Genomic DNA, 2,455 nt, shown 5'->3' with positions numbered 1-2,455 from the left:
AAGAAGCGTCCAATTGGGCTTCAATTTTCTTGTCATAAAGAGGCAAGTTGGCCTCTTTTTCAGCTTGTTCTTTCAGCCATTGTTCCCGTTCTTCCTTGGATTTGCGCCCGCGTTTTTTCGGTTCAGGTTTTGGCTTTTCTTCTTTAGCCGGTGCTTGATCACGTGCTTCAAAGTGGGTGGCATCAATGGCGACGGTATCATCCATGATAAATCCTTCCGCAACAGCTTGAAGGATCACTTTTTCTTGTTCCTCTTCCAGGACGCCCGACTCCTCTAACTTTGTGACAAGCCGGGAATAGGCGGCTTCAGAAGGGATGCTATCTGAAACGAGAAAACCACAATTCAGCTTAAACGCGATATCATCATGAAGACGTTTAACAAGATCTTTGATCGTGGGAATGCGTTCAACATATCTCACAAAAGTGGATATAATCATGGCTGCATAATTCAGTTCTTCCGGTGCGCCAAACCGTGATTTCTTGGTTACGTTGTGATAAATCGCATCCAAATCTATCGCTGAAATAATCGCTTCGTATTTTTGGGTAGGTTCCATGTCATATAATTCCTGGATGCTAAAAAGACTAGGTTGTCGTATAATGGTCATAGGGAGTACTCCTCCAATCTTTTGGTTGTTTTGCTCAACTACCATTATACAAGATTTGGGGAGGTACTTCCTTTTTTACGTTTCAGACTTCCTGCCACACAAGGGCTAAGAATTATGAAATTCATTCAAATTATTACAGATTTAATAAAATGACCGACTGTGCTGTTATTTCACCAACTTCTCAGGCTGAAAGAAATGAGTACATGGAGGCATTTGATGCACTAATGGAATTTGCACAATTAACATCAGCAATTTTGACTCATGCTGGGGAAAGATCAAACTCTAATATGCACGCCTTCACTACAATGCAAAAGTTTTTGTCAGATGTTTTAAATGAAACTGGAATCCATTTAACACAAGAAAATAAAAGTGTTTTTAACTATTGTCTTGATAGAATTAATTTAATCTTAGAATTACAAGAACGTATGGTTAAAATATATAATGATTTCCAACAAAAAAACCAAAAGTTTCATGATGGTGATGAAGAAAACTTCACACGGCAAGATATGGACGAAGCAGCCAATTACCTTGGAGAAATTGGTTATATTCAATATAGACAGGTACTCGGAATCTATGAATATATTCCAAAATTTAAATATATTAAAGAGCTAAATAATCCGGAAATTAAAAAGTTCATTACTGCGGACGTCAAAGGGTATCTGACTGAATTTTCAAAAGGCGAAAAAGAACAACTTAAAAATGTGGAACATATTACATACCAGCCAAACATGGAAGAATTAACAAAAGAAGAACACATTGAGCTTGAAAAGGAAGTTTTTTATAAAAACCTGGCTAAAACGAATGCTTTGTCAAGAAAAGAGCTGAGACATCCAAACTTGTATGAGCGGTAAGAGATTGTTTATAAGTTCCGGAATGGCTTTATTTATACGTCCGTCGATCACAATCAAATAGTTTATAGGTGATTAATCATGAAATACAATGATCCACTTGTTGAAAAAGAAGCAAAAAAATAGGCTCTTCACCAAAATCTATGGCTGACATTTAAAGGGTAATTATGGTAATCAAACCAAATAAATGAAAAAACACCCGTAACCCTACTATAGTGAAAATATGCACAAAACCACAATAGCGAGGTGTTACAGGTGTATTTTCACTATATCAACAAATTGGTTAATATTCCAGAGGTCCGTGTTAAAAGTTTGAATCACATCCAACCGTAAATACAGCTTTACATAAATACAGGTTTGCAGATTTATGTGCTTATCGTTTTATAGTATACACAAGTTCTTGTTCTGATTAGAAATGGAAAACAAAGAAGGATTTCTAAATCGTGTTGTCGTATATTGTATACAGGAACACATAAATACAGGATTACATGTTTACGTAAATACAAGTTTTAGGGGGAGACTTTATTATGGCTGTAACCATCACGTTCGGAAACCAAAAAGGGGGCGTAGGAAAATCCACAACGTCAGCAACCATTGCCTTTCTACTTGCAGAGAGGGGATATAAAGTATTAGCAGTTGATATGGATTCACAGGCCAACATGGTGCAAATGATTGCAAATACAGATGATCTTTTACAGTATGAAAAAAGAACAATTAAAGAGGGTATTGAGGAGGGAGATGTGCGTCCTTACATTCTAGGTGCTACAGATAATCTCCATTTTATTCCTGCAGACGATTATCTTGTATTAATTAACGAAGATCGTGATATCCGCAGACTAGATCGAGCTTTAGAACCGGTTCAGGGTTATTATGACTTCCTCAACTTTCGCAGCACAAATTAGGCAGATAAGCCTTGATATAATTGGGCAAGGCGGAAAACCATTGATGTAATTGACCTTTGATTAGTTGTTTGAATTTGTTATTGGTCTTTTTTAAAGCATCT

The 2,455-nt window shown here is 36.6% G+C and carries 3 protein-coding genes; 2 read left to right on the top strand and 1 reads right to left on the bottom strand.

The features are described 5' to 3' along the window. On the bottom strand, nucleotides 1–604 hold a 604-nt coding region (locus tag E4U82_RS19410), incomplete at its 3' end, for a transposase (RefSeq protein WP_135111892.1). Between the two features lie 203 nt (nucleotides 605–807). Between E4U82_RS19410 and E4U82_RS19405 the strand changes: the two genes are divergently transcribed. Next, nucleotides 808–1,455, top strand: coding sequence for a hypothetical protein (locus tag E4U82_RS19405; RefSeq protein WP_135111891.1), 648 nt, complete (start codon nucleotides 808–810; stop codon nucleotides 1,453–1,455). A gap of 524 nt (nucleotides 1,456–1,979) precedes the next feature. Next, on the top strand, nucleotides 1,980–2,354 hold the full coding sequence (locus E4U82_RS19400) for a ParA family protein (protein WP_135111890.1): 375 nt from the start codon (nucleotides 1,980–1,982) through the stop codon (nucleotides 2,352–2,354). Nucleotides 2,355–2,455: the final 101 nt, after the last annotated feature.

Source organism: Lentibacillus salicampi (genome assembly GCF_004565465.1).
Taxonomy (GTDB): domain Bacteria; phylum Bacillota; class Bacilli; order Bacillales; family Amphibacillaceae; genus Lentibacillus; species Lentibacillus salicampi.
This window is presented reverse-complemented; position numbering and strand designations above follow the sequence as displayed.